Source organism: Pseudaquabacterium rugosum (assembly GCF_038066575.1).
In the GTDB taxonomy this organism is placed as follows: Bacteria; Pseudomonadota; Gammaproteobacteria; order Burkholderiales; family Burkholderiaceae_C; genus Pseudaquabacterium; species Pseudaquabacterium rugosum.
Genome location: NZ_JBBUTF010000007.1, coordinates 139896 through 153685, shown reverse-complemented (window position 1 = coordinate 153685; position 13790 = coordinate 139896). Strand labels below are relative to the sequence as shown.

Genomic DNA, 13790 nt, shown 5'->3' with positions numbered 1-13790 from the left:
CGCCGCGCCCTCAGATCGGCTCCACCGGCCCGACCACCGGTGCGACCGGCGGCGCCGGCTGCGCCAGCCAGTGCAGCAGCCGCGCATACAGCGTGCCGGCCTCGACCGGCTTGACCAGGTGGTCGTCCATGCCGGCGGCCAGGCAGGCGCGGCGGGCCTCGTCGCCGGCATGGGCGGTCATCGCCAGCACCGGCAACCAGGGCCGCGGCAGCGCGCGCAAGGCACGGGTCGCGCCCAGGCCGTCCAGGCCGGGCATCTGCACGTCCATCAGCACGAGGTCGGGGCGGTGCTGCATCAGCTGCTGCAGCGCGGCCACACCGCCGTCGGCCGTGCTCACGCGCAGACCGGCGCGCTGCAGCAGCGCGGTGGCGACCTCGCGGTTGACCGGGTTGTCGTCGACCAGCAGCACATGGGCGCCGGCATGGCGCTCGCGCAGCGTGCGCTCGGCCAGGTCGACCTCGCCGGGCTGCGGCACCGGCACGCCGCCATGACGGCGCACGGCCAGCAGCAGATGGTCGAGCAGCACCGACGCGCACACCGGCTTGATCAGCACCGAGCAGGCGGCCAGCGTCTGCGCCTGCTGACGCAGGGCCGCCTCGTCCCAGGCGCTGACCAGCAGCACCGGCGGGCGGGCATGGCCCAGCAGCGCGTCGAGCCGGCGCACCGTCTCGCAGCCGTCGATCCCGGGCATGCGCCAGTCGACGAGGGCCACGTCGTGCGGACTGCCGTGGTGCAGCGCCCGCTCGGCGCGGCGCAGCGCGTCCTGGCCGTCGGTCGCCAGTTCGACCTCGAGACCGAACTGTTCGAGCTGGTCGCGCAGCGCCGCCCGCGCCTCGGGCAGGTCATCGACCAGCAGCGCGCGCAGGCCGCGCAGCTCGGGCGCCGGCAGCGGGGCCTGGGCCTCGGCATCGCAGCCCAGGCGCAGCGTCATCCAGAAGCGGCTGCCCTGGCCGGGCTGGCTGTCGACACCGACCTCGCCGTCCATCAGCCGCGCCAGCTCGCGCGTCAGCGCCAGGCCCAGGCCGGTGCCGCCGTAGCGCCGGGTCATGCTGGCGTCGGCCTGCTCGAAGGCGGTGAACAACCGCGGCAGGTCCGTCGCGACGATGCCGATGCCGCTGTCGTGGACCTCGATGCGCAGCTGCAGCTGCTCGCCATGGCGCCACTGCGGCTCGGCGCGCAGGCGCACGAAGCCCTGCTCGGTGAACTTCACCGCATTGCTCAGCAGGTTCAGCAGGGCCTGGCTGAGCCGCGTCGGGTCGCCGAAGACGCGTGGCGGCAGGCCGCTGGCATCGAGCACCAGCTCCAGGCCCTTGGCCCGCGCCGGCTCGCCGACCATCTCCAGCACCCGGCCCAGCAGCAGCTCGGGCGCGAAGGCGGTGCGTTCGAGCACCAGCTTGCCGGCGTCGATCTTGCTGAGGTCCAGCACGTCGTTGAGCAGGCGCAGCAGGTGCTGGGCGGCGTCACCGAGCTTGTCCAGCCGGTCGCACTGCAGGCTGTCGAGCGCATCGCGCCGCAGCAGATGGGCCAGGCCGATGATGGCGTTCATCGGCGTGCGGATCTCGTGGCTCATGTTGGCCAGGAAGGCGCTCTTGGCGCGGCTGGCGGCGTCCGCCGCGTCGCGCGCACCGGCCAGCGCATCCTGCGTGCGCTTGAGCTCGGTGACGTCGGTGGCCAGCACCACGAAGCCGTGCACGCGGCCCTGCTCGTCACCGTCGGGCAGATGGGCGATCAGGTCGACCTGGCGGCGGTCGTCGCGCCAGGTCTCGCGCTCGTAGGTCTGGGCATGGCCTTCGAGCGCCCGCGTCATGCGCACCAGCGATTCGGGCGCGACGAAGGACGGCCGCAGCGTGTGCGCCGCCTGGCCGATCGAGGCGACCGGATCGAGCCGGTTGAACGCGAACCACGAGGCATTGGCATGGCGCAGCCGCAGACCGGCATCCCAGTAGGCGACGCGGCCGGGCAGGTGGTCGAGCAGGCTCTCCAGGAAGGCGTTGCGCTCGCGGGCGCGGGCGGCGTCGTCGCGCGCCTGCCGCAGATCGGCCTGCAGGGCCTGCACGGTGGCCTGCAGCGCGGCGGTCTCGGCACGGGCGGCGGCGAGTTCGGACTGCAGGCTCGGGGCGGTGGTGGCCTCAGGGGCGACCACCGCCGGAGCCGCATCGGGGACGGCAGGAACAGCGGGAACAGCGGGGACAGCCTCTGACGGGCGGTCGGTGGCGGGAGGCTCATCGGCACGCATGCGGCGTTTCTACCATCGGCGCGCCGGCCGCTGCAGCCGGGCATGCCCGCCGCGGGACGGCGGCGGGCGCCCCACCCCGCCGCGCCCCGCCGCACTCAGCCCGACGGCGGATCGAGCCGCCCGGCGCGCAGCGACAGCTGGCGGTCGCAGCGCGCGGCCAGCGCCGGGTCGTGCGTCACCATCACGAAGGCGGTGCCGCGCTCGCGCGCCAGCGCCAGCATCAGCTGGAACACCACATCGGCGCTGCCGCGGTCGAGGTTGCCGGTGGGCTCGTCGGCCAGCACGCAGGCCGGGCCGGTGACCAGCGCGCGGGCGATCGCCACCCGCTGGCGCTCGCCGCCCGACAGCTGCGATGGCGCGTGGGCCATGCGCGCGCTCAGGCCCACGCGTTCGAGCAGCTGCGCCGCCGCCTCGCGGGCGCGTGCCGGCGATTCGCGGCGGATGCGCAGCGGCATCGCCACGTTGTCCAGCGCGCTGAACTCCGGCAGCAGGTGGTGGAACTGGTAGACGAAGCCCAGATGGCGGTTGCGCCAGGCGCCGAGGGCCGCCGGCGACAGGCCGGACAGATCCTGGCCCTGGAGCACGACCCGGCCACGGCTGGGCGCGTCCAGCCCGCCCAGCAGGTGCAGCAGCGTGCTCTTGCCCGAGCCCGACGAGCCGACGATGGCCAGCGTGCGCCCGGCCTGCACGGCCAGATCGATGTCGGCCAGCACCTCGACGCTCAGGCCGCCCTCGTCGTATCGCTTGCCCAGGCCGGTGCAACGCAACACCTCATGATCGAAGGCAGCAGGCGCTGCCGGCGCACCGGCCGCCACGCTCAGCGGATCACTCATAACGCAAGGCCTCGGCCGGGTTGATGCGGCTGGCGCGCCAGCTCGGGTACAGCGTGGCGACGAAGGCCAGCACCAGCGAGATCACGGTGATCGGCATCACGTCGCCCCACTGCGGATCGCTGGGCATGCGGGTGATCAGGTAGATGTTGCCCGGCAGGAAGCTCACGCCCAGCGCGCGCTCGATGGCCGGCACGATGACGTCGATGTGGAAGGCCACCGCCAGGCCGAGCCCGACCCCGGCCAGCGTGCCGATCACCCCGCTGGCCGCACCCTGCACGACGAAGATGGCCATGATCGAGCGCGGCGCCGCGCCGAGCGTGCGCAGGATGGCGATGTCGGCCCGCTTGTCGGTCACCGTCATCACCAGCGTGCTGACCAGGTTGAAGGCGGCCACCGCGACGATCAGCGTCAGGATGATGGCCATCATGCGTTTCTCGACCTGCACGGCGTCGAACCAGACGCGGTTGGTCTGCGTCCAGTCGCGCAGCGCGGCCAGCGGCGGCAGCTCGGGCAGCAGCTGCTCGCCGATGCGCGGGGCCTGGTGCAGATCGGCGAGCTTGAGCTGCAGGCCCGACGGGCCTTCGAGCCGGTACAGGCGCTGGGCGTCCTCCAGATGGATCAGCGCCAGCGCGCTGTCGTACTCGTAGTGGCCGACATGGAAGGTGCCGGCGACATGGAAGGTCTTGAAGCGCGGCAGCGTGCCGGCCGGCGTCATCTGGCCGCCCGGCGCCACCAGCGTGACCTCGTCGCCGACGCGCACGCGCAGCAGCCGGGCCAGCTCCTCGCCGAGCACGATGTTCCAGGCGCCGGGCTGCAGCGCGGCCAGCGTGGTGTCGCGCAGCTGCGCGGCCAGCGGGGTGACGGCGGCCTCGCGCGCCGGATCGATGCCGCGCACCACGGCGCCGCGCATCTCCTCGCCATGGCCGATCAGCGACTGGCTGGCGATGAAGGGCGCGGCGGCGACCACGCCCGCCTGGCGCGTCAGCTTCTCGGCCAGCGGCTGCCAGTCGGCCAGCGCACCGCCCTGGCTGTCGAAGACCTCGATGTGGGAGACCACGCTGAGCATGCGCCCGGTGACCTCCTTCTGGAAGCCGTTCATCACCGACAGCACGATGATCAGCGCCGCCACGCCGAGCGCGATGCCCAGCACCGACACCAGGCTGATGAAGGAGATGAAGCCATTGCGGCGGCCCGCCCGGCCGGCGCGGGTGTAGCGCCAGCCGATCTGCCATTCATAGGGCATGTTCCAGCCCGCAAACACCGATCTCATGGGGCCGGCATGCTAACCGCTCGCGGCGCTCCGACGGGCCGGATCCGGCCGTGGCGCGCGGCCCCCCGATAATGGGCCGCATGCACCTGGTGCTTCCTTTTGCCGGCCCGGGCGCCGGCGCCGATCCGCAGGCCCTCGCCGGCCTCGACCTGCCCCACCTCGAACGCCTGCTGGCGCTGCTGACCGCAGCCGCCCCGCAGGACGGCGATGCCGGGGATGAACTCGACCTCAGCCCGCCGCATGAGCGGGTGCTGGCGCGTGCGCGCGGCTGGCCGCTGGCCGACGGCCTGCTGCCGCTGGCCGCCGCCGCGGCCGCGGCCGACGGCGTGCGCCTGCCCGACGATCCGCAGCGCGGCGTCGCCTGGCTGCACCCGGTGCACTGGCACATGGGCACCGAGCAGGTCTCGCTGACCGACCCGGCCACGCTGGATCTGTCCGAGGCCGAGGCGCAGGCGCTGTTCGACGCCCTGCACCCGCTGGCCGAGGACGAGGGCTACACGCTGCACCGGGCCCGACCCACGCGCTGGTACCTGACGCACGAACGGCTGGCCCGCCTGCCCTGCGCCTCGCTGGACCGGGTGGTCGGTCGCAATGTCGATCCGTGGCTGAACAGCCACCCGGATGCGCTGCGCGTGCGCCGCCTGCAGGCCGAGGCGCAGATGCTGTGGCACGCCCATCCGGTGAACGCGGCGCGCGAGGCGCGCGGGCTGCAGGCGATCAACTCGTTCTGGCTGTCGGGCGGCGGGCCGCGGCCGGCCACCGACGCCGCGCGCACCGGCCGTGCGGGCGCAGTGGGTGGCGCGGCGGGTGGCGCAGCCACGACGGCGCCCGAGCCCGAACTCGTCGAGCACCTGCGCGCACCGGCCCTGGCTGGCGATCTGGCCGCCTGGGTCCAGGCCTGGCAGCGCGTGGACGCGCTGACGCTGGCCCCGCTGCTGGAGGCCGCCCGTGCCGGCCAGGCCGTGACGCTGACGCTGTGCGGCGAACGCCATGCGCGCAGCTGGCAGCGCGCGGCCGGATCCCTGTCGCTGTGGCAGCGGCTGCGCCCCGGCGCCCGCCAGCCCGCCCGCCCGGTGCTGGAGGCGCTGTGAAGGACCTGTTCGATTTCGACGCGGCCACACCGGCCGAACCGGCCGCCGAAACGCCGGCCGCCACGGCCACGGCCACGGCCACCACCACCACCACCACCACCACCACCACGACGCCGAAGGATGCGCCGCGCCCCGTGACGCCGCTGGCGATCGCCGATCCGCGGTCCGACGGACGGGCCGGAGCCGGGGCGTCGTCGGGCGCGGCCGTGCCGCCCGCCACCGACAACCCGCCGCCGCAGACCTGGGCCGCCCCCGCCCCGCAGCTGATCGAGCGTGACGTGCCGCCGCGCGCCGCCTGGGCGCTGGAGCAGGCCGGCGTGCCGCCGCTGCTGGCACGGCTGCTGGCCGCCCGCGGCGTGCGCGAGGCGCAGGAGCTCGACGACGGCCTGGCCCGGCTGCTGCCGCCGCAGCAGCTGGCCGGCTGCACCGACGGCGCGCGGCTGCTGGCCGATGCGCTGGCCGCCGGCGAGCGCATCTGCATCGTCGCCGACTACGACTGTGACGGCGCCACCGCCTGCGCCGTCGCGCTGCGCGGCCTGCGCCTGCTCGGCGGTGCGCTGGCCGCGGCCCGCGGCACGCCGGCCCCGGTCATCGGCTATGTCGTGCCCGACCGCGCCGTCCACGGCTACGGCCTGACGCCGGCCATCGTCGAGCTGGCCCGCGCCCAGGCTCCGCGCGTGCTGGTGACGGTGGACAACGGCATCGCCAGCGTCGAGGGCGTGGCCCATGCCCGCGCCTGCGGCATGCGCGTGCTGGTCACCGACCACCATCTGCCGGCCGTCGACGACGCCGGCCAGGTGCGGCTGCCCGAGGCCGACGTGATCGTCAACCCGAACCAGCCCGGCTGCGACTTCCCCAGCAAGGCGATCGCCGGCGTCGGCGTGATGTTCTACGTGCTGATGGCGCTGCGTGCCGAGCTGCGCGCGCGCGGCGTCTGGGACGAGGCCGGCGTGCCGCAGCCGCGGCTGGACACGCTGCTGGATCTGGTGGCCCTCGGCACCGTGGCCGACGTGGTCAAGCTCGATGCCAACAACCGCCGCCTGGTGGCGCAGGGCCTCAAGCGCGTGCGCGCCGGCCAGATGCAGCCCGGCGTGGCCGCGCTGTTCACGGCCGCCGGCCGCCAGCCGGCCCGCGCCTCGGCCCAGGACTTCGCCTTCGCGCTGGGCCCGCGCATCAACGCCGCCGGCCGCCTGTCGGACATGACGCTGGGCATCGAATGCCTGGCCACCGACGACAGCGCGCGGGCGCTGCAGCTCGCCCAGCAGCTCGACGCGATCAACCGCGAACGCCGCGTGATCGAGACCGAGATGCGGCTGCAGGCCGAGGCCCGGCTCGACGAGCAGCTGGGCGATCTGCTGCAGGCCTGCGTCGTGGCCACCGCGGCCTCAACGGACTCCACGGCCACCGCGGCCCGCGAGGCCGATGGCGCAGTCGGACGGGCGGATGCCGACCAGCCCGCCGGAACCTCCGCAGCCACGGAGCGGGCCGCGGCCGCCGCCATCCCGCCCGCCCTGGTGCTGTTCGACCCCGAGTTCCACGAGGGCATCGTCGGCATCGTCGCCGGCCGCATCAAGGACCGGCTGCACCGGCCGACCTTCGTGCTGGCGCGCGGCCAGGACGGCTGGCTCAAGGGCTCGGGCCGCTCGATCCCCGGCTTCCACCTGCGCGACGCGCTGGACCTGGTGGCCAAGCGCCATCCGGGGCTGTTCCAGCGCTTCGGCGGCCACGCGATGGCCGCCGGCTGCACGCTGGCCGAGGCCGACTGGCCGCGCTTCGCCCAGGCGCTGCGCGAGGTGGCCGCGGCGCAACTGGCACCCGACACCCTGGCCCGCCGCCTGTCCACCGACGGCCCGCTGCCGGCCGAACACTGGCAGGCGCAGACGGTGGCCGCACTCGACGCCCAGGTCTGGGGCCAGGGCTTCGAGCCGCCGCTGTTCTGCGACGAGGTGCAGGTGATCCAGCAGCGCCTGGTCGGCGAGAAGCACCTGAAGCTGCGCGTGCGCTGCACCGCCCGCCCCGACGCCGCCCCGCGCGACGCGATCTGGTTCGGCCACACCGAGCCGGTGCCCGAGCGCGTGCGCCTGGCCTACCGCGTCGCGCTCGACGAGTTCCAGGGCCAGAGCCGGCTGCAGATGGTGGTCGAGGCGGCGGTGGGCTGAAGCCACGCGGGCTGAAACCTTCGCTCCCACGGACACTCCGAACGCGATGACCGCACGCCGCTCCACCCCCACAGCCCTCACCCTCGCCCTCGCGCTCTCGGCGGTGCTGCTCCTGGCCGCCGCCCCGGCCCCGGCCCGTGCGGCGCCCAAGGCCGAGACGGTCGCCCACGGCCTGGTCAACCCCTGGTCGCTGGCCTTCCTGCCCGACGGCCGGATGCTGGTGACCGAGCGCCCGGGCCGGCTGCGCGTGGTCGCGGCCGACGGCCGGCTGAGCGCGCCGGTGGCCGGGCTGCCGCCGGTGGTCGCCGGCGGTCAGGGCGGCCTGCTGGACGTGGTGCTCGACCCCGACTGGCGGCAGAACCAGCGCGTCTGGTGGAGCTACGTCGAGGCCGATGCCGCGGACGGCTCACGCAACGGCACGGCGCTGGCCCGCGGCCGGCTCGATCCCGACAGCCAGCCGCCGCGCCTGAGCGAGGTGCAGGTCGTCTACCGCCAGCAGCCCAAGCTCGGCGGCGCGCTGCACTACGGCGGGCGCATCGTCTTCGACCGCCAGGGCCGCCTGTTCCTGACGCTGGGCGAGCGCTTCAGCGCCAAGGACCAGGCGCCGAAACTGGACAACGCGCTGGGCAAGATCGTGCGCCTGGACACCGAGGGCCGCGCGCCCGCCGACAACCCGCTGACCGGGCGCAGCGGCGCACGGCCCGAGATCTGGAGCTGGGGTCACCGCAACCCGCAGGGCGCCGCACTGCACCCGCGCACCGGCGAGCTGTGGACGACCGAGCACGGCCCGCAGGGCGGCGACGAGCTGAACCTGACCCGCGGCGGGCGCTTCTTCGGCTGGCCCGAGGTGACCTGGGGCCGCAACTACGTGACCGGCACCCGCATCGGCGAGGGCGGCGAGCGGGCCGATGTCGAGCCGCCGCTGCTGTGGTGGGGCCCGACCTCGATCGCCCCCAGCGGCATGGCCTTCCTGAGCAGCGAGCGCTATCCCGGCTGGCAGGGCAGCCTGTTCATCGGTGCGCTACGGGCCCAGGCCCTGGTGCGCATCACGCTGGACGAACGCCAGCGCCCGGTCGCCCAGGAACGCCTGCTGCAGGACCTGGGCGAGCGCATCCGCGACGTGCGCCAGGGCCCCGACGGCTGGCTGTACCTGCTGACCGACAGCCCGGACGGCCGGATCCTGCGGCTGCGGCCCTGAAGGCACTCGAGAGCCCTTGAGCGCACTTGAGAGCACTTGGGCGCTCCTGAGCGCTCCTGAGCGGCCGGGCCGCAACCACCCGCCGCCTCCCGTCGCCCGACCTCCTCCAGACCGACCGCCCCGCCTGGAGCCGCAACCATCAGGCGTTAGTTTGTTTCCATGGCCTCAAGCCCGGGGAAGCCGGCAGGGTTGCCATCTCTTGCGGCCTGCAGGCACAGCGCGGACCGAGGACAATCCCGGATGTGCACCTGATCAACGCCGACCTGCACTGCCACAGCCGCCACTCCGACGGCACGCTCAGCCCCGCCGACCTGGCCGCCCGGGCCCACGCCAACGGCGTCGAGCTGTGGGCGCTGACCGACCATGACGAGATCTCGGGGCTGGACGAGGCTGCGCGCACCGCCCGCGCCCTGGGGCTGGATTTCGTCACCGGCGTCGAGGTCTCGGTCACCTTCATCGGCGTGACGGTGCACATCGTCGGCCTGGGCTTCGATCCCGACCACGCAGCGCTGCGCCAGGGCTTGGCGGCCACCCGCGGCGGCCGCCTGCAGCGGGCCCACGAGATGGCCGATGCGCTGGCCCAGGTCGGCCACAAGGGTGCCTTCGAGGGCGCGCTGGCCTATGTCGGCAACCCGGACCTGATCTCGCGCACCCACTTCGCGCGCTGGCTGGTGGAGACCGGCGTGTGCGCCAGCACGCACGAGGTGTTCCGCCACTACCTGGCCGACGGCAAGCCCGGCCATGTGCCCCACCGCTGGGCGAAGCTGGGCGACGCGGTCGGCTGGATCACCGGTGCCGGCGGTATCGCGGTGGTCGCCCATCCCGGGCGCTACCGCCTCACGCCGAACGAGGAATACGCGCTGTTCTCCGAGTTCCGCCAGCACGGCGGTCTGGGCGTGGAGGTGCTGACCGGCAGCCACGGCCAGGCCGACGTGCTCAAGTACCAGGAGCTGGCGCTCGAATTCGACCTGCTCGCCTCGCGCGGCAGTGACTTCCACTCTCCCGAGGAAAGCCGCACCGATCTGGGCGCCCTGCCCGATCTGTCCGGCCGCCTGACCCCCGTATGGCAGAAGCTGCGCCCCGCGCGACCTTGACCCCCACCCCCCCGGCGGCGCCCCTGGTCCGGGCCCCGGCATCGCCCCCCCTGCCGGTCTCGGCGGCCGAAGCCCCGGCGGCCGCCCATCCCGCCGCCGGCCTGGCGCTGATGCTGCTGGCCACCGCCTGCTTCGCCGGCATGGACACCGCCGTGCGCGAGCTGTCCTCGGGACACGCCACCGGCGGTCTGGTGCTGCCGGTGGTCGTGATGCTGTGGTGGCGCTACCTGGCCCAGGGCGGGCTGATGGGCCTGTGGTTCCTGGCCCGGCGCCGGCCGCTGCGCATCGCGCATCCGAAGTTCCAGCTGATGCGCGGCCTGCTGCTGATGGTCTCCACCGTCTGCAGCTTCCTCGGCCTGCGCCATCTGCCGGTGCCCGAGTTCACCGCGGTGGTGATGCTGGCGCCGGTGCTGGCCACGGCGCTGGCGGCCTTCGCGCTCGGCGAACGGGTGTCGGCCGGACGCTGGGCGCTGGTGGCCGGCGCGATGGTCGGCGCGCTGATCATCATCCGGCCGGGCGGTGCCCTGTTCGGCCCCGGGGCGCTGTATCCGCTGGCCGGCGCGCTGGCCTTCGGCAGCTTCCAGGTGCTGACGCGGCGCCTGGCCTCGCTGGAGGATCCCTATGCCACCCACCTGTGCACCGGCTGGGTCGGCGTGATCATCGGCAGCGCCTGGCTGCTGGCCCAGGGCCTGACCCCCTGGGACGGCCTGGACGAACTCGGCCCCGGCCCCTGGGCCATCCTGGCGCTGGTCGGCCTGCTGGGCACCATCGGCCATCTGGTGCTGATCCTGGCGCTGGGTCAGGCGCCGGCGTCCCTGCTGATGCCGTTCAGCTACAGCCAGATCGCCTGGGCCACCCTGATGGCCTGGCTCGTCGCCGGCCACTGGCCGGACGACTGGTCCTGGGTCGGCATCGCGGTCATCACCGGCTGCGGCGCGACCAGTGCCTGGCTCAATCTGCGACGCCCGGCGGCCACCAATGCGGTCCAGGCCGACACCGTGACCGACTGATCGGGGGGATGATCGGGCCGGCGGCCGCCCAGGGTCGCGCCGGGGCGAGGGTGGCCCCGGTGCCGCGTGGCGGGTCCGTCCGCCGTCCGTCGTCCTTCCCGGCGCTGCCCTCGCCTGCTCCCGGTCTCCCGCATGTCCCTGTACTTCGAACTGCACCCCGACAACCCGCAACCGCGGCTGCTGCGCCAGGCCGCGCAGATCCTGCACGCGGGCGGTGTCTGCGCGGTGCCCACCGATTCCAGCTACGCGCTGGTCTGCCACCTGGACGACAAGAACGCCGCCACCGCGCTGCGCCGCATCCGCCAGGTCGACGAACGCCATCACCTGACGCTGCTGTGCCGCGACCTGTCGGAGCTGGCCAACTACGCCCGCGTCGACAACCGCCAGTACCGGCTGCTGAAGGCGGGCACGCCCGGCCCCTACACCTACATCCTCGAGGCGACCAAGGAAGTGCCACGCCGGCTCAGCCACCCGTCACGCCGCACCGTCGGCCTGCGCGTGCCCGAGCACCGCGTGACCCAGGCGCTGCTGGAGGAGCTGGGCCAGCCACTGCTGGCCACCACGCTGATCCCGCCCGGCGAGGACGAGCCGCTGAACGATCCGCAGGAGATCCGCGAGCGCTTCGAGCACACGGTGCAGGCGGTGCTCGATGCCGGGGCCTGCGCGATGGCCCCGACCACCGTGATCGACCTCACCGAGGGCGAGCCGCGTCTGGTGCGACTGGGCCGTGGCGATCCGGCCCGGCTGGGCCTGGCGCCGGACTGAGCGCCGGGCCCCATCCGCGCAGGCCGACGTGGGCCAGCACGCGATCGCGCCGGGCCGCTCAGGCCGGCGCGCGCAGCTGCAGGGCCAGCACCAGCAGCGCCGCGGCCACGATCCAGGCCCCGATCACCCGCAGGCCGACGGCCAGCCAGCCCCGCCGCTGCAGGGCCATCGCCGCCAGCGCGGCATAGGCCGGCATCAGCCAGCACCCCAGCGCCATGCCGGTCAGCGACCACAGGCTGGCCAGCTCGCGCGGCAGCGGCGCATCCGGTCCACCGGCCCAGGCGGCGAGCACGAAGGCCAGCGGCGCCAGCACCGGCGCCGCCCACGCCGCCCGCCCGCCCTGCTCGCGCGAGGGCCAGGCCAGGATGAGCAGCAGACCGACAGCGACCGCGGCCAGCAGCACGGCAGCCGCAGGCAGGGCCGGCAACAGGCCGGCGGCGGCGGCCACCAGCGTCGACACGGTGGCCAGGGCGGACACCAGGGGCGCACAGGCCCGTCGCCCCTGGCCCAGCCACAGGCCGAGCACGATCAGCAGCAAGGCGCCCGGGACATGGCCCCAGGGATGCAGCACGCCGGCATACAAGCCCTTGAGACCGGTCGACGGGCTGTGCGCACCGGCCGGCAGGCTGGCCGCCATCAGCCCAGCGGCCAGCGCCCGACCGATCGCCTGGCGCCGCAGGCCCTCCCAGGAGCGCGGCACCGGCTGCGGCCGGCTCACCAGACGTGCAGCAGGAAGCCGGCGCCGGCCAGCGCGATCGCCCCACCGCCGGCGCGCACGGCCAGCCGGCCCGTCCGCCCCCGCCAGAGCGCGCCACAGCCGATGCCGGCCAGGTGCAGCAGCCCGGTGGCCAGCACGAAGCCCAGGCTGTAGGCCAGCGGGCTGGCGGCCGACGGCAGCTCCGTGCCGTGGGCATGGCCGTGGAAGACCGCGAAGATCCCGACCAGCACCGCCGCCAGCCACAGCGGCGGCCGCACGGCCAGCGCCACCGCCAGCCCCAGCACCAGGCCGGACAGCGCGATGCCGGTCTCGACAGCCGGCAGCGGCACCCCCAGCACGCCCAGCGCACCGCCGACGGCCATCACCAGCGGAAAGACCACCGGCAGCAACCACAGCGCGGGCTGGCCCAGGACCGCGCCCCACAGGCCGACGGCCACCATCGCCACGACATGGTCCGGCCCGGCCAGCGGATGCATGAAGCCGCTGAGGAAGCCGCCGGCCAGCCCGGCGGCACCGTCATGCGCCCGCGCCGCACCGGCACACAGGGCCAGCAGCAACAGGACCAGACCGCGGGACGGACGCGGCAGCGAGGGCGACGGAAGGCGCTTGACGACGGACATCATGGAGGGGATCCACGTCACCTGACCCGATCGACATCCGCCACGGCCCGCGGCAGACAGAAGACGAGACCCGGCACGCAGCAGGAGGAAGGAGAGGCCCGGGCGGCAACGCCCGGGGACGTCCGGACCAGTATGCCGCAGCCGTGTGGCGTGGAGATTTCCGCCCGGCGCACCCGCTCGGCAGGGCGGAAGCCCCCCCGAAACGACGACGCCAGCGAGGCACTCGGGCCGCCGCTGGCGTCAGATCATCCTTGCAGCCCCGGCCACCGGGCGGTGACCGTCGGCAGGCCCGGATCAGGCCTGCACGGGACGACCGGCTCAGATCGCCGCGGTGACGACGATCTCGACCTTCCATTCGGGCTTGGCGAGCGCGGCCTGCACCGTCGCACGCGGAGGCGTGTGACCGGCGACGACCCAGCTCTCCCAGACACCGTTCATGCCGGGGAAATCGGCCAGATCGGCCAGATAGATCTGCGCGCGCAGGATCTTGGTCTTGTCGGTGCCGGCACGTGCCAGCAGCGCGTCGACCGCGGCCAGGACCTCGCGGGTCTGCTCCTCGATCGTCGGGGCCGCAGCCGCCGCGACCTGACCGGCCAGATAGGCCACCCCGTTGTGCACCGCCATTTCGGACATGCGGGCACCGACATCAAAACGCTGAACCATCAGTGACTTTCCTTGGAACCCCGGTATTCGGGAACGGAGGGCGAGCCTACCACCGGCAGCTCCGGCGGCTCGCCGGTCTGCGTGCTCATCGACGCATCGAGCATGCTGGGGCGGAACTCGCCGATCGGTGCGC

General features: G+C 74.3%; 12 protein-coding genes. 6 read left to right on the top strand and 6 right to left on the bottom strand.

What is annotated here, in order from left to right:
- Window positions 1-10 precede the first annotated feature (10 nt).
- The 3 genes from AACH11_RS09445 to AACH11_RS09435 all read right to left on the bottom strand — a co-directional run bounded on the left by AACH11_RS09445 (window position 11) and on the right by AACH11_RS09435 (window position 4339).
- Window positions 11-2143 (bottom strand): response regulator, encoded by a 2133-nt coding sequence (locus AACH11_RS09445; RefSeq protein WP_341373963.1) that lies wholly within the window; start codon window positions 2141-2143, stop codon window positions 11-13.
- Window positions 2144-2331: 188 nt separating this feature from the next.
- Window positions 2332-3069, bottom strand: coding sequence for a lipoprotein-releasing ABC transporter ATP-binding protein LolD (gene lolD / locus AACH11_RS09440; protein ID WP_341373962.1), 738 nt, complete (start codon window positions 3067-3069; stop codon window positions 2332-2334).
- Complete coding sequence (locus tag AACH11_RS09435) at window positions 3062-4339, bottom strand: lipoprotein-releasing ABC transporter permease subunit (RefSeq protein ID WP_341373961.1); 1278 nt, start codon at window positions 4337-4339, stop codon at window positions 3062-3064. Before AACH11_RS09435 ends, lolD begins: the two co-directional genes overlap by 8 nt.
- 80 nt (window positions 4340-4419) lie before the next feature.
- Between AACH11_RS09435 and AACH11_RS09430 the strand changes: the two genes are divergently transcribed.
- From AACH11_RS09430 to AACH11_RS09405, 6 genes are all read left to right on the top strand, one after another.
- Window positions 4420-5430 (top strand): hypothetical protein, encoded by a 1011-nt coding sequence (locus AACH11_RS09430; protein ID WP_341373960.1) that lies wholly within the window; start codon window positions 4420-4422, stop codon window positions 5428-5430.
- A 263-nt stretch (window positions 5431-5693) separates the two neighbouring features.
- Complete coding sequence (locus tag AACH11_RS09425; protein WP_423228721.1) at window positions 5694-7589, top strand: single-stranded-DNA-specific exonuclease RecJ; 1896 nt, start codon at window positions 5694-5696, stop codon at window positions 7587-7589.
- A gap of 46 nt (window positions 7590-7635) precedes the next feature.
- Entirely contained in the window at window positions 7636-8787 is a 1152-nt protein-coding gene (locus AACH11_RS09420; protein WP_341373959.1) for a PQQ-dependent sugar dehydrogenase, read from the top strand.
- Window positions 8788-9029: 242 nt separating this feature from the next.
- Window positions 9030-9881, top strand: coding sequence for a 3',5'-nucleoside bisphosphate phosphatase (locus AACH11_RS09415; protein WP_341373958.1), 852 nt, complete (start codon window positions 9030-9032; stop codon window positions 9879-9881).
- Window positions 9878-10891, top strand: coding sequence for a DMT family transporter (locus AACH11_RS09410; protein ID WP_341373957.1), 1014 nt, complete (start codon window positions 9878-9880; stop codon window positions 10889-10891). The genes AACH11_RS09415 and AACH11_RS09410 overlap by 4 nt, the downstream gene beginning before the upstream one ends.
- A gap of 132 nt (window positions 10892-11023) precedes the next feature.
- The gene (locus tag AACH11_RS09405; protein ID WP_341373956.1) at window positions 11024-11656 is read left to right on the top strand and encodes an L-threonylcarbamoyladenylate synthase; all 633 of its coding nucleotides are present in this window, start codon (window positions 11024-11026) and stop codon (window positions 11654-11656) included.
- A 58-nt stretch (window positions 11657-11714) separates the two neighbouring features.
- On the opposite strand, the gene AACH11_RS09400 is transcribed toward AACH11_RS09405, so the two are convergent.
- The 3 genes from AACH11_RS09400 to AACH11_RS09390 all read right to left on the bottom strand — a co-directional run bounded on the left by AACH11_RS09400 (window position 11715) and on the right by AACH11_RS09390 (window position 13657).
- On the bottom strand, window positions 11715-12374 hold the full coding sequence (locus tag AACH11_RS09400) for a hypothetical protein (RefSeq protein WP_341373955.1): 660 nt from the start codon (window positions 12372-12374) through the stop codon (window positions 11715-11717).
- Window positions 12371-12997, bottom strand: a complete 627-nt coding sequence (locus tag AACH11_RS09395; RefSeq protein ID WP_341373954.1) for a HupE/UreJ family protein — start codon at window positions 12995-12997, stop codon at window positions 12371-12373. The genes AACH11_RS09400 and AACH11_RS09395 overlap by 4 nt, the downstream gene beginning before the upstream one ends.
- Before the next feature lie 315 nt (window positions 12998-13312).
- Window positions 13313-13657: a RidA family protein gene (locus AACH11_RS09390; protein ID WP_341373953.1), complete on the bottom strand. Its 345-nt coding sequence runs from the start codon at window positions 13655-13657 to the stop codon at window positions 13313-13315.
- Window positions 13658-13790 lie beyond the last annotated feature (133 nt).